Here is a 17,053-nt window from a genome sequence, read left to right as displayed (position 1 = left end):
CCGATTGAGCGGTGTGGAATGCGGCATTACCCTCAAGCCATGCTCGCTCCCAACATTCCCCAGATTCGTCTCTACCAAGACTGGCTGCGCGACCAGCGCGGCCTCTCGTTCGACACCTACGACGCGCTGTGGCGCTGGTCGGTGACTGACCTGGACGCCTTCTGGCAGAGCATCTGGGACTACATGGGCATGCAGTCGCCCACGCCGCACACCGCGGTGCTGGCCGAAGCGCGCATGCCGGGCGCCACGTGGTTTCCGGGCGCGCAGGTCAACTACGCACGCGAGGTGCTGCGCCATGCGGACGCGGCGCACGCGGCCGGCATGCCCGCCATCGTGAGCGACAACGAGCTCGGCCAGGTGCGCGAGATGTCGTGGCCCGAACTGCGCCGCCAAGTGGCCTCGGTGGCGCTCACGCTGCGCTCGCTCGGCGTGCGGCGCGGAGACCGCGTGGCCGCCTACATGCCCAACGTGCCCGAAACCATGGTGGCATTTCTCGCGTGCTCGAGCATCGGCGCGGTGTGGAGCGTGTGCGCGCCCGACATGGGCACGGCCGCGGTGGTCGACCGCTTCCGCCAGATCGAACCCACGCTGCTGATTGCCGCCGATGGCGTGCACTACGGCGCCAAGCCCATCGACCGCAGCGCCGTGGTGCAAGAGCTACGCGGCGCATTGCCGAGCGTGCAGAAGCTGCTGCTGCTCAGGACGCCCCATGCCGCGCAACAGCTCGCTGCCGATGCGGGCTGGCAAGACGCGATTGCGCGCAGCGGCGCCGAGGTGGCAGACTTCGAACCCGAGTGGCTGCCCTTCGACCATCCGATCTGGATCGTCTATTCGAGCGGCACCACGGGCTTGCCCAAGCCCATCGTGCACGGGCAGGGCGGCATCATCATGACGATGTATGCCTGCGGGCTGCACAACGACGTGGGCGCGAGCTACGGTGCCAACAATTTCGGCGAACGCTTTCACTGGTACAGCTCCACCGGCTGGGTCATGTGGAACTGCCAGCTTGGCGGGCTCGCCTTCGGCTCGACCATCGTCATCTACGACGGCCATCCGGCTGGCAGCAAGGAGAAGCCCGACTGGGCTGTGCTGTGGCGCTTTGTTGCCAAGCACCGCATCAGCTTCTTCGGCGCCGGCGCGGCCTACTTCACCAACTGCATGAAGGCCGGCGTGGTCGCGGCCGAATGCGGCGACCTCACCCGCGTGCGCGCGCTCGGCAGCACCGGTTCCCCTCTGTCGGAAGAAGTGCAGCGCTGGGGCACCGCGCAGCTACTGGATGCGGGCGCCAACAGCGTGTGGTGGTGCAACATTTCGGGCGGCACCGACTTCTGCGGCGCCTTCGTCGGCGGCAACCGCGAGCTGCCCGAGGTGCCCGGCCAGATGCAGTGCCGGCAGCTCGGCCACTCGGTCGAGGCATGGAACGAAGACGGCCAGCCCGTCATCGGCGAAGTGGGCGAGCTGGTCTGCACCAAGGCCATTCCATCGATGCCGCTGTACTTCTGGGGCGACGAAGGCAATGCGCGCTACCTGTCGAGCTACTTCGACACCTACCCCGGCATCTGGCGCCACGGCGACTGGATCAAGATCGGCGAAGACGGCGGCTGCATCATCTACGGCCGCAGCGACGCCACCATCAACCGCCAGGGCCTGCGCATGGGCACCAGCGAGATCTACAGCGCTGTGGAAGGCCTGCCGGAGGTGCTCGACTCGATGGTGGTCGATCTCGAATACCTCGGCCGCGAAAGCTACATGCCGCTGTTCGTGGTGCTGCGCCCCGGCGTGCCGCTGGACAACGCCATGCGCGCGAAGATCAACGACGCCATCAAGACCTCGCTCTCGCCGCGCTTTGCGCCCAACGACATCTTCCAGGTCGACGAAATCCCGCGCACGCTTTCGGGCAAGAAGCAGGAGCTGCCGATCAAGAAGCTGCTGCTCGGCCAGCCGATAGAGAAAGTGGTCAACCGCGAAGCCATGGCCAACCCGGGCAGCCTCGACTGGTTCGTGGCCTTTGCGGCGCGGCGTGCGGCTCAGGCCAGCAGCTCGTAGAGCACCATGCGTGTGCGGCGCCCGCGAATCTCGGCGTCTTCCTCGATGCGGCGCGTGCGCAGGCGCCCGCGCAGCGCCTCATAGGTGGCCTCCGACACCAGCGTTTGCGTGCCCAGCTGCTTGTTGATGCCTTCGATGCGGCTCGCCACGTTGATCACGTCGCCGAACGCGGTGTAGGCCAGGCGGTCGTTCGAGCCGAGCACGCCCGCAATCACCACGCCCGTGTGAATGCCGATGCGGGTACGGAATTCATGCAGCCCCTGGGCGCGCCACTTGCGGTTGAGCTCGCTCATTTCGGCGTGCAGCTGCAGGGCTGCGGTGCAGGCCTGGTATTCCGCGTCCTGCAGGTCTGCCGGTGCGCCCCACAGCACCATGATGCCGTCGCCGATGAACTTGTCGATCACCCCGCCATGCTGCGCGAACACGCGCGCTGCAAGATTGAAGTACTCCGTCAGCATGCCCACCAGCACATCGGGCTCGAGCGATTCGGAAATGCGGGTAAAGCCCTCGACATCGGTGAACATCACGGCGATGCGCCGTGGTGAACCGCTTGGCGCGAGCGTGTGGCCTTCGGCGATGAGCCGGTTGATCACGTCCACCGGCACGAACTTGCTGAACGCCTTGAGGCTTCGCGCCGATTCGTCCAGGGCCTGGTCCAGGTGCTGGATCTCGAGCACCCGGCTCGGCTCGCGCGGCAGGTTGTCCAGCTCGAGCAAACCGATGCGACGGGCAATGCGCGAGAGGTTCTCGACCGGCGCGGTAACCAGCTTGGAAAGCCGCAGCGACAGCAGCAGCGTTGCCACCAGGAACAGCAGCGCCAGCAGCAGCCCCCACAGCACTGCGCGCTGCAGGCCGCCCAGCAGCATGTCTTCGGGAACCCAACTTACCAGTTGCCAGCCGGTAGACGGAATGCGCGAGTGCTGCACCAGATAGCGCTTGCCCTCGAATGCGATGGAAAAGCTGGTCTCGTGCGGACCTGCAGCGAGACCATCGGTAACCATGTGCTCATGCAGCGCGCCGAGTACACCGCCCCTGGCCGGCGCCAGTTCGCGGACTACGCCCGGTACGTCGCTGCGGGCCAGCACCTGATAGTCGGCGCTCAGCAATGCGCTGTTGCCCTGGCCGCTGCCGCTGCTGAAGAGGCGCACGAACTCGGACAGCCGCCCGAGCGAAACGTCGCCCGCCACGACCATTGCCCTGTCGCTGCCTTCGGTTTCGCCGCGCCTGCTCGGAAGCGCATACGTCACACCCAGCTCCTGCGCGGCGGCAAAGACGTAAGGCTGGGTCCAGATCGGCCCCTTGGCCTGGCGGGCCTGCATGTACCAGCTGCGCCTGGTCGGGTCGTAGCTGCTGCGGTAGGCCTCGATGTGCGTCGTTTCGTAGCGCTGCCGCACACCGCCCGGTGTGTTGGACGACGGCTTGTACTGCCATGTCTCGGTGGTGAACTGCGGGCCGCGCGATATCTGCCGCACCGCCAGCGCGGGGTAGCGCAACACCATGAGCATCTGGCCTTCGTCGTTCGCGACGTAGGTGCTGTCGAGCTCCGGCGATTGCTGCAGCAGCGTCCACAGCAGCTCGGCGGTCTGGCTGGCGCTGTCGTCCGCGGGGCGCAGGTTGGGTGAATCGCCGATCGCGCCCACCACCGATTCGGTCTTGGCCAGAAAGGCCAGCACCTTGTCTTCGGTGCGGTCGTGGTTTGCCTTGTGGGCCGATTGGCCGATGCTCGACACCAGTTGCTGCGAGCCCCAGTAGCCCAGCGCCACCAGCAGCAGCGACTGGCTCAGCGCGACTGCGCTGACGACAGTACCCACGTCCACCCTGAAGCGGCGCGGCTTGCGGTACGGCCCCGTGGGCTTCGGCAGTGTTGGTGTTGTCTCCACAAAACAAAAAGACGGCTGCGCCATCGAGGAATGCAGCGGTCATTTTGCGTTGAGTGCACTAACAAGTGTCAGCGTAAGTGTGCAGTGCGCTACTAACGCAGAGAAGTTTTCCTGCGAGGTGTGAAAAATTTCGTGGCCGCCGCAACAGCTTCAGCCGTGCGAGGCGCCATGTGCCTCAACGCGCATCGTGAAAAATAATGCCCAGCGTGTGCCGCCGTCCGGAGCGCACGCGGCTTACGCCATGCCGCATGGTCACGCGATAGGTGCCGCGCGTGCCAGCCACCGGCCGCTGGTTGACCGCGAAGATCACCGCTTCGCCCTGCGCGAGCGGCACCACCTCGGCGCGCGACTGCATGCGCGGCCGCTGCTCGGTCAGCACGAATTCGCCGCCCGTGAAGTCTTCCCCAGGCCGGCTCAGGAGCACCGTGAGCTGCAGCGGAAACTGCAGGTCGCCATACAGGTCCTGATGCAGGCAGTTGTAGTCGCCCTCGCCATAGCGAAGCAGGAGTGGGGTCGGGCGCAACTGGCCCGCCGCATGGCAGCGCGCCAGGTAGGAGGCGTGGTCCAACGGGTAGTCGGCCGGCTGGCCCATGGCCGCGGCCCATGCGTTGGCAAGAGGCGCCAGGCGCTCGTAGAGGGCGCTGCGCCATGAGCCGATCGGAGCAGGCAGCGGGTTGGCGAAGTACTGGTATTCGCCCTGGCCGAAGCCGTGGCGCTGCATGACCACGCGGCTGCGGAAGTGTCCGTGCTCGTCGTACAGCGCAGCCAGTGCGGTGCATTCCTCGGGGCCGAAGAGCGCGCCTGTCGTGGCGCAACCGCGCGTGGCAAGTTCGGTTTCGATGCGCGGCCAGTCGAGGGCCGCTACGGATTTTTCGGAAGAGATCGTCGGCATGCGGCCAGTGTGCTGCCGGTGCGGCGGCGGTGCTGGCCGTTTTCGGACACCACTTCCGGCTTGGTTGCCTGCCTAAGCCTGCTCGCCGGCTAGATCCACTTGCCGTTGCCCGTCGGCATCTGGATGTTGGTGGCCGGGTCGCCGCTGCTCACCAGCGCGCCAATCGCAATGCTCAGCAGCGAGATGAAGATGCTCGCGAAGAACGCGGTCCAGAAGCCCGAGAGCTTGAACCCGCGCACCAGCGCGGCCACCAGCATGATCATCAGCGCGTTGATCACCAGCAGGAAAAGGCCGAAGGTGAGCAGCGTCAGCGGCAGCGTGAGCACGATCAGGAGCGGCTTGACCACGGCATTGGCCAGGCCGAGCAGAAGGGCGGAGATCACCAGCGCCGAAGTGCTCTCGAACTTGAGGCCGCGGAAGATCAGGCTTGCGATCCACAGCGACAGCGCTGTGATGGCCCAGTGCACGAGAAAGGGGACGAGGTTGTTCAGCATGGTGTGAGGGGCTCGCAGATGGCCCGCGCGGTGATGCAGGCCATCATATCGGCAGCCTTTCAGGACGACGAGCCGCGGGTTGCCTCGGCCAGCAGCCAGTCGCTGAAGAACTTCAGCAGCGGCCGCTGGTCGGCGCGCTCGGGCGTTACAAGGTAGTAGTTGCGTTCGCCCGATAGCGGCCGCGCGCAGGCCACCACCAGTTCGCCGCGCGCAAGCTCGTCGGCTACCAGCATGGTGGGCATCAGCGCCACGCCCAGGCCGTGCGAAGCCGCAGCGGCAAGAATGGAGAACAGCTCGTAGCGCGGCCCGCCGCGCGCGTTGGGGGCATCGATCTGCTGCGCGTCGAACCACTGGCGCCAGCCGTCGGGCCGCGTGCTTTGCTGCAGCAGCGGCATCTTGGCAATGGCCGCGGGCGCCACCGGCTTGCCGCGCGGCAGAAGCGAAGGGCTGCACACCGGCACCACGTCTTCATGCATGAGCAGCAGCGCATGCGTGCCGGCCCAGTTTTCCACCTGCGCGGGTGTGCCGGCGTACAGCGCGGCGTCGAACTCGGCATCGGCAAAAAGAAAGGGGCGTGTGCGCGTCTCGATATGCACTACCACGTCGGGCTGAAGCGCCGCAAAGCCCTTGAGGCGCGGCATCAGCCAGCGCGTGGCAAAGGTCGGCACGGCCGCCAGGGAGAGCGAGCCGCCTTCGCCCTGGTGGGCCATGGCGTCGAGCGTGTCGCGCTCCATGGCTTCGAGCCGCTTGGTGATCTGCCGTGCATAGGCCGCGCCGCTCGCGGTAAGGGCCACCCCGTGGCGGGTGCGGCGGAACAGCGCCACGCCCAGGAAGGCTTCGAGCGTGCCGATCTGGCGCGACACGGCGCTTTGCGTGAGGGCGAGTTCCTGCGCAGCGCGGGTATAGCTCTCGTGGCGCGCAGCGGCGTCGAAGCACACGAGGGTTTGCAGGGGTGGGATCTTGCGGCGCATGTATGCCTCTAGTGTATGACTGGGCGAGGGCTGCTACCAATGGAAACGTCTTTGTGCGTGGATGCAAGATGTGCGTGCCGCGCATATCTAGGTGAGGATTCATCGTTTGCGCCCGGCTCCTTGCATGGCTAGCATTGGCCCATTCCCCCTCGGTTTCTTTTTTTCCCTATTCCGGAGACAGCCACATGGCCGCCAAAGCGCAATTCCACTGGGACGACCCCCTTCTTCTCGACCAGCAACTGACCGACGAAGAACGCATGATCCGCGACGCGGCCAATGCCTACTGCCAGGAGCGCCTGGCGCCCCGCGTCATCGAAGGCTTTCGCACCGGCGAAACCGATCCCGCCATCTTTCGTGAAATGGGCGCGCTCGGCCTGCTCGGCCCCACGATTCCAGAGCAGTACGGCGGCCCGGGCCTCAACTACGTGGCCTACGGCCTGATCGCCCGCGAGGTCGAGCGCGTCGATTCGGGCTACCGCTCGATGGCCAGCGTGCAGAGCTCGCTCGTCATGGTGCCAATCAATGAATTCGGCACCGAGGCGCAAAAGCAGAAGTTCCTGCCCAAGCTTGCCACCGGCGAATGGATCGGCTGCTTCGGCCTGACCGAACCCGACCACGGCTCCGACCCCGGCAGCATGGTCACGCGCGCCAAGAAGGTGCCGGGCGGCTATTCGCTCAGCGGCGCCAAGATGTGGATCAGCAACTCGCCCATCGCCGACGTGTTCGTGGTGTGGGCCAAGGAAGTCAGCGAAAGCGGCACCGTGGGCCCGATCCGCGGCTTCGTGCTCGAAAAGGGCATGAAGGGCCTCTCGGCCCCCGCCATCCACGGCAAGGTCGGCCTGCGTGCCAGCATCACCGGCGAGATCGTGATGGACGGCGTGTTCTGCCCGGAAGAAAACGCATTTCCTGAAGTGCAGGGCCTCAAGGGCCCGTTCACTTGCCTCAACAGCGCGCGCTACGGCATCTCGTGGGGTGCCCTGGGCGCCGCGGAAGACTGCTGGCATCGCGCCCGCCAGTACACGCTGGACCGCAAGCAGTTCGGCCGCCCGCTCGCGGCCAACCAGCTCATCCAGAAAAAGCTGGCCGACATGCAGACCGAAATCACGCTGGGCCTGCAGGGCAGCCTGCGCCTTGGCCGCATGAAGGACGAAGGCACGGCATCGGTCGAGATCACCTCGATCATGAAGCGCAACAACTGCGGTAAGGCGCTCGACATTGCCCGCCTGGCACGCGACATGATGGGCGGCAACGGCATCAGCGACGAATTCGGCGTGGCGCGCCACCTGGTGAACCTGGAAGTGGTGAACACCTACGAAGGCACGCACGACATCCACGCGCTCATCCTGGGCCGCGCGATCACCGGCATTGCGGCTTTCGCGAACTAAGCACGCATGGCCAAGCCCGCAGCCCTGGACGGCATCAAGGTTCTCGATCTGTCCCGCGTGCTCGCGGGCCCGTGGTGCACGCAGATCCTCGCGGACCTGGGCGCCGACGTCATCAAGATCGAGCGTCCCGGCGTGGGGGACGACACGCGCACCTGGGGCCCGCCTTTCATCAAGGACGCGAACGGCAACGACACCGACCAGGCCAGCTACTTCACGGCCTGCAACCGCAACAAGCGGTCGGTGACGGTCGACATGGCGACGCCCGACGGGCAGGCGCTGCTCAAGCAGATGGCGGCGCAAGCCGACATCGTGGTCGAGAACTTCAAGACCGGCGGCCTCGAGCAATACGGGCTCGACCACAAGAGCCTGCGCGCGGCCAACCCGCGCCTCATCTATTGCAGCGTAACGGGCTTCGGCCACGACGGGCCCTACGCCGAGCGCGCTGGCTACGACCTGATGATCCAGGCCATGACCGGCATGATGAGCATTACCGGCCGCCCCGACGGCGAGCCCGGCGGCGGCCCGTTGCGCGTGGGCGTGGCGCTCACCGACCTGTTCACCGGCGTGTATGCCAGCACCGCCATCCTGGCCGCGCTGCAGGTGCGCGACCGCACGGGCGAAGGCCAGCACATCGACATGGCGCTGCTCGACGTGGGCATGGCCATCCTCGCCAACCAGGCGAGCGCTTTTCTCAACACCGGCAAGGCGCCGCAGCGCCAGGGCAACACGCATCCGAGCCTTGCGCCGTACCAGGACTTTCCGACGCTGGACGGTTCAATGCTGCTGGCCGTTGGCAACAACGGCCAGTTTGCGCGCTTCTGCGAGGCGGCGGGCCATCCGGAATGGGCGGCCGATGCGCGCTTTGCCACCAACACCCTGCGCGTGAAGCACCGCGGAGTGCTCATTCCGATGATGGAAGAGCTCACCCGCACCCGCACCACCGCCGATTGGGTCACGCTGCTCGAAGACAAGGCCGTGCCCTGCGGCCCGATCAACGACATTGCGCAGGCCTTCGACGATGCACAGGTCAAGGCCCGCGGACTGGCCGTCACGTTGCCGCGCGATGCGGGCGACGGCATCGAAAGCATCACCGGCGTGGCGAGCCCGCTGCGCCTGACGGCCACGCCGCCCGTGCTGCGCCATGCGCCGCCCGCACTTGGGCAGCACACGCGCGAGGTGCTGGCCGAGTTGGGCATCGATGCCACGCGCTTCGACGCGCTGCGTGCGGCGGGCATTGTCTAAGAAAGCAAGCAAGGAGAGCAAGCCACGACGGACCCGATGCACAGCCCCCCGTTCTCGGTGCTGCGCATCGACCATGTCGTACTGCGCGTGAAGGACGCGGAGCGTGCCATTGCCTTCTACCGCGACGTGCTCGGCTGTGCGGTCGAGAGGCGCCGCGAACACCTGGGGCTCGTGCACCTGCGCGCCGGCTCCAACCTCATCGACCTCGTCACGCTCGACGGCCCGCTTGGCAAGCAGGGCGGCGCCCTGGCCGGCAAGGAAGGCCGCAACGTCGATCACATCTGCCTGCGCATCGAGCCCTTCGACGAAGCGGCAATCCGCGCGCTGATGGCACGGCACGGCGTACCAGTGAACGGCGAGGTACAGAACAACTTCGGTGCCGAAGGCGACGGTCCTTCGATCTACATCACAGACCCAGACGGTAACGGCATCGAACTCAAGGGTGCGGCGGGCTGATTCTGTTCGCCGCGGTATTGTTTTTGGCGCTGTTGTTCGTTCAGGGCGGCGCACCCGCCGACGGGGTACCTTGCTCCGCGAATGTCCCCCGGCCTGCGGCCTCCTCCTTTATTTCGCTGCGCAAGGCACCCCATCGACGGGCGCGTTGCAAAGAGCGGTCGTTGATCAGCGGAGCACCCGGTGGCCTGGGCACAAGCCCCGAATGCACCCGCACCCGACTACCGCTCTGCCGGTGAGCTTCGCGGAGAATCGGCGCGCGCCATCGCGCACACAACGATTCTTCAAGGGAGCTTTCCAGTGTCCGAACATTCATTTGCTGCGCGTGCCACCGCGCGACTTTCCGTCGCTATTTCCGCGCTGGCCGTCGCCACACTGCTGGCCGCTTGCGGCTCGCGCCAGCCGGCCACGCCCGAGCCACCGCCTGCGACCGCTACGCCGCGCAACAGCGTCGTCATGCCCGTCATTGCCTACGGCACCACCACCAAAGGCGTGCAACTGTCGAAGGCCGACGACGCATGCGATGTGCCTGCCTCGCTGCGTCAAGCCGTGCAGGATCAGCTGCTTGAACCCTACGAATTTCTGCTCGCCCCGCCGGCACCCGCCAACGCGCAGGCCGCGCCCGTGCTGAAGCTGGAAATTACCGATCTGCTGGCGAACGCGGGCGGCCTCTACGGTGGCCCAAAGATCGTTCAGTTGCGCGGCACGCTGGAGCGCCAGGGCGACGCGCCGGCGAAGTTCACCGCGCAGCGCCAGATGTTCATCTACTTCGGCATGCCGCGCAGTACCTGCAGCATGGTCGGTGTCGTGACCTACAAGCTGGGCGAGGACATCGCGCAGTGGCTGCTGAAGCCGGTAGACGGCGCGGTGCTGGGCGAACGCCAATAAGGAATCCCGGGCGTTTGTTCTATCCCGATGTCCAGGAATACCTGGTGGCCGGATTCACCGATTGCGTCTCTGTTCTTTGCACCAGCGAGCCGCGGATCGAACTGGACCGAGGCAACAGCTAGCCAGCGCGCCCGACGATCGCCACGCCGAACACCACCACGCCGAGCGCGAGGTTCAGGCTCACCAGCTTGCGCACCATGTCGAGCCGCCCTGCCGCGACAGGCCACGCGCTTTCGTCTACCGCTCGCCGCAACGCCTTGAACACCGAGGCGCGGATGTACACGTAGATGCCTGCCATGATGATGGCAATCCCCATCATCGCCTCGACGCGCCAGTGCACGCCGCGGAAACCGCCCATCAGCAGGATCATGGCCACGCCGGTCGCGAACAGCAGCGTGACCGCCGCATCCACGCCGACGAAGAAACGCCGCAGCACCGTAGCCATCATGCGCAGGCGCAGCGGCGGCTCCAGCGTGGCGACTGCCGCGGGGCGCACCGCAAAGTGCAGGGTGGCCATGCCGCCGACCCAGAAGGCGGCGGCCAGGAGATGGATGAAAAGAAGGATGACGTGTTGCATGGGGGCCGATCAGAACACCGAAAGGCGCGAGCGCGCAATGCCGGCGCCGTTGCGTTAAAAATCCATCCTTTGCACGCAAGACAGAAAGACGAGGCTTCGATGACCCGCACCATCGCCCAAAAACGCGCCGATTTCCGCGCCCTCCATGAGAAGGGCTGCTTCGTCATTCCCAACCCTTGGGACACGGGCAGCGCGCGCTTCCTCGAGAGCCTGGGCTTCAAGGCGCTGGCCACGACCAGTTCGGGCTTTGCATGGTCGCGCGGCAAGTCCGACGGCGCGCTGCAACGCGGGTTGATCCTCGACCATTTGCGAGAGCTGGTCGCGGCCACCGACTTGCCGGTGAATGCCGATTTCGAGAACGGCTTTGCCGCCGACGCGCAGGGCGTTGCCGAGAGCGTGCGGCTCGCCATCGATACCGGCGTGGCCGGCCTCTCCATCGAGGATTCGACGGGCGATGCGGCGAACCCGCTCTTCCCGATCAACGTGGCCGTCGAGCGGCTGCGCGCTGCGCGCCAAGCCATCGATGCGGCGGGCGGCGACACCTTGCTGGTCGGCCGCGCCGAAAATTTCTTTGCAGGCCGGCCCGATCTTGACGACACCATCGCGCGGCTCAAGGCCTATTCAGAGGCAGGCGCCGATTGCCTCTACGCACCCGGCATCAAGACGCGCGAGCAAATCGCCGCAGTGGTCGCGGCCGTGGCGCCGAAGCCGGTCAACCTGCTCGTCGGATCTGCCAGCGACCTCACCATGAAGGACATTGCCGAACTCGGCGTGCGGCGCGTGAGCGTGGGTGGCGCACTCGCACGCGCCGCCTGGGGCGGGTTCATACGCGCCGCGCGCACGCTGGCAGAAGAGGGGCGTTTCGACGGGTTCGAAGGCGCGGCCACGGGCAGCGAACTCGACGGCTTCTTTCGACCGTTCGGAAAGAAGTAGGCGACGAGGAGCTTCGAGCCGGGTCGCCCAACCATGGATACGCTGCTCGCGGAAATCCGCAGCTGCAATGCATGCGCCGCCCACCTGCCGCTCGGGCCGCGGCCGGTGGTGCAGGCCAGCGCCAGTGCGCGGCTGCTGATCGTCGGCCAGGCGCCCAGCATGACGGTGCACAACACCGGCGTGCCATGGAACGACAAGAGCGGCGAGCAGCTGCGCCGCTGGCTGGGCATCGAACGCGAGGTGTTCTACGACCCGGCGCGCGTGGCGATCATGCCGATGGGCTATTGCTATCCGGGCCGCGGCAGCAGCGGAGACTTGCCGCCGCGAAGGGAATGCGCCGGCCTCTGGCACGAACGCCTGCTCGCGCAGATGAAGCAGGTCGAATTGACGCTGCTCATCGGCCAGTATGCGCAGCGCCATTTCCTCGGCAGCGCGGGCAAGGGCAGCGTGACCGAGACCGTCGAAGCCTTTGCGGAATACGCGCCGCGCTTCATTCCGCTGCCGCATCCGTCGCCACGCAACACCGGCTGGTTCAAGCACCATCCGTGGTTCGAGCGCGACGTGCTGCCGGTTCTGCGCGAGCGCGTGCGCCGCGTATTGGCAAATGCCGGCTAGCTGGGCTTGTCGGACTTTCGAACAGCTTTCTTCCGCGGCGCGGGCCGTCGCGGCGGCCTTGTCTCCAGCACCAACTCGGCTGGCAACGTGTCGTTCCATGACTCGGTGAAGTAGGCTCGATCGCTTGGCACAAGCTGGGGCAGTGCTTCGCGCAGCAGGCCCAGCGACTGCTCGGCTGCCCGCAGGTCGCCCGCATGCGCCGCATACCAGGCGTGCTCGAAGAGCAGGCTGCAATGCTGCAAGCCCGGATAACGGCGTCGTCCCGCAAGGTGATCGGCCAGCCGTGCCTGTGCCACGTCGACCCAGCGAGGCGGCCAGTGCGCCGCATCGAAAGCATCGGCAAGCGGGCCGGCAAGCCTGGATATGTCGGCCGGCTCCAGCGGCTTTTGCGCGCGAAATTGCGCGAGTGTGGGCTGCGGCTGGGGGCGGCAATGGCCGCGCGCAATGCGCATCAGGTAGATCGCATTCCACGCCGAGCGGCCTTGGCCGTCGGTGTGGCCGCAGAGCCATTCGCTGAACCCGATCCACTGCACGGCGCGGCGCGTGGTGTCGGCATTGCCGTCGTGCGCAAGGGCGGGCAGGTCGGAGAGGCCGACTCGGTCGAACAGCCATGCGGCCATGCCCATGTTGGCGGCCACGTGCTGCGCCGCGTCGAAGGAGTGCGATTCGAAGGCCGCGGCCAGCGCTTCGCCGAAGCGGCGCAATGCCTCTTCGGCAAGTGCCGCGGCGGCGGGCTTGTCGTCGGCGGCAAGCCCCAGCGCGCGCGAGCGGCACACCAGCGCCCACAGGTTGCACCATTCAAAGCGCACGTCGGGATGGTGGCGCAGCACCAGCCCGCGCGCGGCGTCACCCGCCATGCCGCGCAGCAGCGATTCGGCCAGCGGCAGGTCGCGCGCGGTGTAAGCGCACCACGCCGAGACGATGCATTCCATTGCACCCAGGTAGTCGTTGCCCGCCACATGATGGGCAAGGCGCTGCTTCTTGAGCGCCTGCAGCCGGCGGCGCGCCTGTTCGTTGTCGCCGAGCCGGCGCCACAGCATGGCCTCGTTGAGCGTGACCAGCGCGCGCTGAAAATCGGTGGCGGCCAGTGTGCCGGCAAGGCGAATCGATTCCAGCGCGCTGGCCGGCTGGGCGCCCGCGCCGCCGCCGCCCGCCACAGGCGCCATGAGCCTTCCTTGCCGTGCCGCCTGTTGCGAAGCGACCAGCTGCTTCCAGAAGGCGGCGTCTTGCAGGTGCACGGCGTCGGGTGGCGTCGGCGGCGAGCCCGGCTCGGCCGAAGTCTTCCTGCGCGAATGCAGTCCGAGGAAAGATGCCACTTCGGCCGGGGTGGCCGCGCGGCCGCCCACCAGCAACCGCACGCGCTTCGCTTCGGCCGCGGGCAACCAGAAGGGCCCTTGGCTGCGCCGCTCGTCGTTCAGGAAGCGCGGCTCACGCTGCGTGTCTTCGCCCCAGCCGACTTCCACATTCCATGCCCTGAAGTCGCGAAAGGCACGGCTCACGACCATGCGCAGCGTGCTCGCGTCCGTGACTTCGCCGCGAAGGTCCGACAACCGCACGAGGCCGCCTTCCGCGTCGTGCGCATGCTTCATGCGCGCAATCAGCCAGAGCGACTGGAAGGCCGCGCGCCGGCCGTCGACCGATTGCGGCGAAGTGAGTTCGATGGAAAGCGGGGCGGGTGTAGCGGGTTTGGGCACGCCCCGGATTGAACCTCAAATTTGCGGAGCCGACTGATAACGGCCCTTCGCTTTTTTCAGTACTTGTGCTGGTCCAGCAGCGCGTTGACCTGGCTGCGCCCGATGCCCAGGTCTCGCAGCTCGTGGTCGCTCATGCCGGCCAGGTGCTGCGAGGCGGCGCGGCTGCGGCGGTGCTCCGCGGCGCGGCGGCGCCAGCTGCGCAAGGCATGCATCAGGCGTTGATGAAAAGGCGAGTGCGTTGGCGCTGTCACGATGGGCTCCTTGTTGGGGAGCACTGATCTTGCGGCGATGCATGCTATTGTGGAAGTTGAGATTCCTGACACTTCCAATCAGCATTCCTGATGCGACACCTCAACCTCGACCAGCTTCGAACGCTCATTGCCATTGCCGATCTCGGCACCTTCTCGGCTGCGGCCAGCGCACTGCACCTCGCGCAGCCCACCGTAAGCCTGCACATCAGCGAACTCGAATCGCGGCTGGGCACCTCGCTGGTGGTGCGCGGCAACCGCCGCGTGACGCCCACCGCGGCGGGAGCGGCGCTGGTGGAGCGCGGGCGCAAGCTGTTGCGCGACACCGATGACGCCATCGAAGCCGTCAAGCGCCAGGCCGAAGGCCGGACCGGGCGCGTGCGGCTCGGCACCTCCACTGGCGTCGTGGTCGACCTGCTCCCGCAGGTGCTCGAGGCGCTGGGCGTGGGGCATTCGGGCATCGATGTCGAGGTGAGCATCCTCGGCTCTAACGATGCGATGTCCCGGCTGGCTGCGGGCACGCTCGACATTGGCCTGGTCGCTGTGCCGCAGCCGCCGCTGCGCGACCTGGTGGTGACGCCATGGCGCGACCAGCCCATGATGGCCTTTGTGCCGCAACGCTGGAAGGCGCCCAGGCGCGTGACGCCGGCCTGGCTGGCGGCGCAGCCGCTCATCTTCAACGAGGCCACCACGCACATGTACCGGCTCACGATGGAGTGGTTTGCGGCGGCGGGTTTCGCGCCCCGCGCACGCATCGAGCTCAACTACGACGCCGCGATCCGCAGCCTGGTGGCGGCCGGCTACGGCGCCGCGCTGCTGCCGCTGCAGCAATCGACCGACGCGGCGCTGAACGAGCGCATGCAGATCTTGCCGGTCACGCCCAGGCTTACGCGCCGCCTCGGCATTGCGCACCGCCAGCGCGCCACGCTCGACGGCGCCACGCTGAGCGTGTTGAAGGTACTGACGGAGTTTCGCCAGCTCTGATTTCAGCTGCGCGTGGCCTCGTTCGGCAGGCCTTCGATCGGGCACTCGGCAGTGCCGATGGTGCTGCGCGTGAACGACTCCACCTGCTTGCGCGCGGCTTCAGGGTTGTCGATCCACTGTTTGTAGAAGTCGAACGGGCATTCGGCCACGCCCTTGTCGCCATCGCCCGAATTGATGACGCCGGTGTAGCCGCGGTGCATGAGCTTGAAGAGGTGGTTCTGCGACTGGCCGTTCTTGCGCGCATCGCGGATCAGCCCCATCGAAAGCTCGGCGTAGTTGATGCCCATTTCTTCCTCGCCGCATTCGCCGAGCGTGCGGCCGTCGAAGCCGATGATGGCCGAGTGCCCGAAGTACGAGTACACGCCGTCGAAGCCCGCAGCGTTGGCCACCGCCACGTAGGTGTTGTTCATGAAGGCCATGGCCTTGGACACCAGGATCTGCTGCTCCTTGGCCGGATACATGTAGCCCTGGCAGCGAACGACGAGCTCGGCGCCGCGCATGGTGCAGTCGCGCCAGATCTCGGGGTAGTTGCCGTCGTCGCACACGATGAGGCTGATCTTCATGCCCTTGGGGCCGTCGCTCACGTAGGTGCGGTCGCCCGGGTACCAGCCCTCAATGGGCGCCCACGGCATGATCTTGCGGTACTTCTGGACGATCTCGCCCTGGTTGTTCATGAGGATGAGCGTGTTGTAGGGCGCCTTGTCCGGATGCTGCTCGTGCCGCTCGCCGGTCAGCGAGAACACGCCCCACACGTTCGCGCGGCGGCATGCGTCTGCAAAGATGGCCGTCTCATCGCCTGGCACGGTGGCGGCGGTGTCGTACATCTCTTTCTCGTCGTACATGATCCCGTGCGTGGAGTATTCGGGAAAGATCACCAGGTCCATGCCCGGCAGGCCCTTCTTCATGCCGACCAGCATCTCGCCGATCTTGCGGGCGTTTTCCAGCACCTCGGCCCTGGTGTGCAGGCGGGGCATCTTGTAGTTGACGACTGCGACGCCCACGCAATCGCTGCTGCTCGAGATATCACCATGTCGCATGACGCTGCTCCTGAAGGATGGTTGGAAAACAAGAAGAAAACAAAAAAGCCCGGACCGGCATTCATCCGGTTCGGGCTTGTCTGCGGTGCGGCGAGTGGGTGTCGTCGAAGCCGATTGTTCTCAACTCAATAGGGGCTGCCCATACGTCATTTCGCTGATTGCGGCGCTTCGCGGCCTTCAGCGAGGGCGTTCGTACCCGGATTCGATCCAGGCCGTGGCACTGGAGGCGGTGAGCCTGAAGGCGGGCGAGACGTTGACGCTGGCAAGTTCGGTGTCGTCCGCGTCGTCGTGCGCGGTGAGCGTGGCGGAGGGGCTGTCTTCGTCGGGCACGATGGCAAGCGACACGCGCACGCGCTGGTCGTTGCGCGCGGTGACGGTCACGCTCTTGTTGAGCGTGGCGTGCAGCTGCTGCTCATGGCGGCGAATGACTTCGGCGGCGGTTTTCACCAGCGTCGAAAACGCCGGTCCGTCGAGCGGCTTGGGGTTTTTCTTGTCGCGGCCCATGGTCCACGGGCCGACCAGCGCAGGCTCCGGATCGCCGTGGCGGGTCATCTCGACAGCCCAGCCGTCGTCTTCTTCGTTCTTGATGACGCGGGCGGTCCATTGGCCGTCGCGCCAGAGGCGGGGTTCCTGAAGGGGGAGGGTGTCGTCGGAGTCGGTGCAATCTGTGGCTTCGGTCATTCGGATGCTTGTGAGGGCGTGGGTTCGTGCGCA

At 66.6% G+C, this 17,053-nt stretch carries 17 protein-coding genes; 8 read left to right on the top strand and 9 right to left on the bottom strand.

Going from position 1 to position 17,053, the window contains the following annotated elements; translation table 11 throughout:
• The first annotated feature begins 39 nt into the window (after positions 1-39).
• Positions 40-2,046, top strand: a complete 2,007-nt coding sequence (locus J2X67_RS20165; RefSeq protein ID WP_309955804.1) for an acetoacetate--CoA ligase — start codon at positions 40-42, stop codon at positions 2,044-2,046.
• On the opposite strand, the gene J2X67_RS20160 is transcribed toward J2X67_RS20165, so the two are convergent.
• The 4 genes from J2X67_RS20160 to J2X67_RS20145 all read right to left on the bottom strand — a co-directional run bounded on the left by J2X67_RS20160 (position 2,028) and on the right by J2X67_RS20145 (position 6,283).
• Positions 2,028-3,926, bottom strand: coding sequence for an adenylate/guanylate cyclase domain-containing protein (locus J2X67_RS20160; protein WP_309955802.1), 1,899 nt, complete (start codon positions 3,924-3,926; stop codon positions 2,028-2,030). The two genes, J2X67_RS20165 and J2X67_RS20160, sit on opposite strands and share 19 nt — an antisense overlap.
• A gap of 175 nt (positions 3,927-4,101) precedes the next feature.
• Complete coding sequence (locus tag J2X67_RS20155; protein ID WP_309955800.1) at positions 4,102-4,818, bottom strand: 2OG-Fe(II) oxygenase; 717 nt, start codon at positions 4,816-4,818, stop codon at positions 4,102-4,104.
• Positions 4,819-4,907: 89 nt separating this feature from the next.
• Positions 4,908-5,312, bottom strand: a complete 405-nt coding sequence (locus tag J2X67_RS20150; RefSeq protein WP_309955798.1) for a phage holin family protein — start codon at positions 5,310-5,312, stop codon at positions 4,908-4,910.
• A 59-nt stretch (positions 5,313-5,371) separates the two neighbouring features.
• On the bottom strand, positions 5,372-6,283 hold the full coding sequence (locus J2X67_RS20145; protein ID WP_309955796.1) for a LysR substrate-binding domain-containing protein: 912 nt from the start codon (positions 6,281-6,283) through the stop codon (positions 5,372-5,374).
• A 185-nt stretch (positions 6,284-6,468) separates the two neighbouring features.
• On the opposite strand from J2X67_RS20145, the gene J2X67_RS20140 reads away from it, so the two are divergent.
• The 4 genes from J2X67_RS20140 (at position 6,469) to J2X67_RS20125 (ending at position 10,251) form a co-directional block, all read left to right on the top strand.
• Positions 6,469-7,668 carry an acyl-CoA dehydrogenase gene (locus J2X67_RS20140; protein ID WP_309955793.1) on the top strand — a complete coding sequence of 400 codons (1,200 nt, stop codon included), beginning with the start codon at positions 6,469-6,471 and terminating at the stop codon, positions 7,666-7,668.
• A gap of 6 nt (positions 7,669-7,674) precedes the next feature.
• Positions 7,675-8,910, top strand: coding sequence for a CaiB/BaiF CoA-transferase family protein (locus J2X67_RS20135; protein ID WP_309955790.1), 1,236 nt, complete (start codon positions 7,675-7,677; stop codon positions 8,908-8,910).
• 36 nt (positions 8,911-8,946) lie between these two features.
• Positions 8,947-9,366 (top strand): VOC family protein, encoded by a 420-nt coding sequence (locus J2X67_RS20130; RefSeq protein WP_309955788.1) that lies wholly within the window; start codon positions 8,947-8,949, stop codon positions 9,364-9,366.
• 297 nt (positions 9,367-9,663) lie between these two features.
• Positions 9,664-10,251 (top strand): hypothetical protein, encoded by a 588-nt coding sequence (locus J2X67_RS20125; protein WP_309955786.1) that lies wholly within the window; start codon positions 9,664-9,666, stop codon positions 10,249-10,251.
• A 118-nt stretch (positions 10,252-10,369) separates the two neighbouring features.
• Here the strand turns inward: J2X67_RS20125 and J2X67_RS20120 are convergent, their stop codons facing one another.
• Positions 10,370-10,828: a CopD family protein gene (locus J2X67_RS20120; protein ID WP_309955784.1), complete on the bottom strand. Its 459-nt coding sequence runs from the start codon at positions 10,826-10,828 to the stop codon at positions 10,370-10,372.
• Between the two features lie 99 nt (positions 10,829-10,927).
• Between J2X67_RS20120 and J2X67_RS20115 the strand changes: the two genes are divergently transcribed.
• Both J2X67_RS20115 and J2X67_RS20110 read left to right on the top strand, forming a co-directional pair.
• Positions 10,928-11,761: an isocitrate lyase/phosphoenolpyruvate mutase family protein gene (locus J2X67_RS20115; protein ID WP_309955782.1), complete on the top strand. Its 834-nt coding sequence runs from the start codon at positions 10,928-10,930 to the stop codon at positions 11,759-11,761.
• Between the two features lie 33 nt (positions 11,762-11,794).
• The gene (locus tag J2X67_RS20110) at positions 11,795-12,376 is read left to right on the top strand and encodes a uracil-DNA glycosylase family protein (RefSeq protein ID WP_309955780.1); all 582 of its coding nucleotides are present in this window, start codon (positions 11,795-11,797) and stop codon (positions 12,374-12,376) included.
• Here J2X67_RS20110 and J2X67_RS20105 read toward each other — a convergent pair.
• Positions 12,373-14,070 (bottom strand): hypothetical protein, encoded by a 1,698-nt coding sequence (locus tag J2X67_RS20105; protein ID WP_309955779.1) that lies wholly within the window; start codon positions 14,068-14,070, stop codon positions 12,373-12,375. The two genes, J2X67_RS20110 and J2X67_RS20105, sit on opposite strands and share 4 nt — an antisense overlap.
• A 56-nt stretch (positions 14,071-14,126) precedes the next feature.
• Complete coding sequence (locus tag J2X67_RS20100; RefSeq protein ID WP_309955777.1) at positions 14,127-14,321, bottom strand: DUF1127 domain-containing protein; 195 nt, start codon at positions 14,319-14,321, stop codon at positions 14,127-14,129.
• 90 nt (positions 14,322-14,411) lie between these two features.
• On the opposite strand from J2X67_RS20100, the gene J2X67_RS20095 reads away from it, so the two are divergent.
• Positions 14,412-15,302 (top strand): LysR family transcriptional regulator, encoded by an 891-nt coding sequence (locus tag J2X67_RS20095; RefSeq protein ID WP_309955775.1) that lies wholly within the window; start codon positions 14,412-14,414, stop codon positions 15,300-15,302.
• A gap of 2 nt (positions 15,303-15,304) precedes the next feature.
• Here J2X67_RS20095 and J2X67_RS20090 read toward each other — a convergent pair whose 3' ends face one another.
• Entirely contained in the window at positions 15,305-16,339 is a 1,035-nt protein-coding gene (locus tag J2X67_RS20090; RefSeq protein WP_309955773.1) for an aliphatic amidase, read from the bottom strand.
• A gap of 177 nt (positions 16,340-16,516) precedes the next feature.
• Positions 16,517-17,020 carry a hypothetical protein gene (locus tag J2X67_RS20085; protein ID WP_309955771.1) on the bottom strand — a complete coding sequence of 168 codons (504 nt, stop codon included), beginning with the start codon at positions 17,018-17,020 and terminating at the stop codon, positions 16,517-16,519.
• Positions 17,021-17,053: the final 33 nt, after the last annotated feature.

Source organism: Variovorax sp. 3319 (assembly GCF_031456585.1).
In the GTDB taxonomy this organism is placed as follows: Bacteria; Pseudomonadota; Gammaproteobacteria; order Burkholderiales; family Burkholderiaceae_C; genus Variovorax; species Variovorax paradoxus_P.
The sequence above is the reverse complement of the archived record's forward strand: the minus strand, read 5'-3'. Positions and strand labels throughout refer to the sequence as shown.

Bases quoted from the DNA above. Each gene is read 5' to 3' on its own strand.
- J2X67_RS20165 (WP_309955804.1), top strand. From the start codon at position 40: ATGCTCGCTCCCAACATTCCCCAGATTCGTCTCTACCAAGACTGGCTG.
- J2X67_RS20155 (WP_309955800.1), bottom strand. From the start codon at position 4,818: ATGCCGACGATCTCTTCCGAAAAATCCGTAGCGGCCCTCGACTGGCCG.
- J2X67_RS20150 (WP_309955798.1), bottom strand. From the start codon at position 5,312: ATGCTGAACAACCTCGTCCCCTTTCTCGTGCACTGGGCCATCACAGCG.
- J2X67_RS20145 (WP_309955796.1), bottom strand. From the start codon at position 6,283: ATGCGCCGCAAGATCCCACCCCTGCAAACCCTCGTGTGCTTCGACGCC.
- J2X67_RS20140 (WP_309955793.1), top strand. From the start codon at position 6,469: ATGGCCGCCAAAGCGCAATTCCACTGGGACGACCCCCTTCTTCTCGAC.
- J2X67_RS20135 (WP_309955790.1), top strand. From the start codon at position 7,675: ATGGCCAAGCCCGCAGCCCTGGACGGCATCAAGGTTCTCGATCTGTCC.
- J2X67_RS20130 (WP_309955788.1), top strand. From the start codon at position 8,947: ATGCACAGCCCCCCGTTCTCGGTGCTGCGCATCGACCATGTCGTACTG.
- J2X67_RS20120 (WP_309955784.1), bottom strand. From the start codon at position 10,828: ATGCAACACGTCATCCTTCTTTTCATCCATCTCCTGGCCGCCGCCTTC.
- J2X67_RS20115 (WP_309955782.1), top strand. From the start codon at position 10,928: ATGACCCGCACCATCGCCCAAAAACGCGCCGATTTCCGCGCCCTCCAT.
- J2X67_RS20110 (WP_309955780.1), top strand. From the start codon at position 11,795: ATGGATACGCTGCTCGCGGAAATCCGCAGCTGCAATGCATGCGCCGCC.
- J2X67_RS20095 (WP_309955775.1), top strand. From the start codon at position 14,412: ATGCGACACCTCAACCTCGACCAGCTTCGAACGCTCATTGCCATTGCC.
- J2X67_RS20090 (WP_309955773.1), bottom strand. From the start codon at position 16,339: ATGCGACATGGTGATATCTCGAGCAGCAGCGATTGCGTGGGCGTCGCA.
- J2X67_RS20085 (WP_309955771.1), bottom strand. From the start codon at position 17,020: ATGACCGAAGCCACAGATTGCACCGACTCCGACGACACCCTCCCCCTT.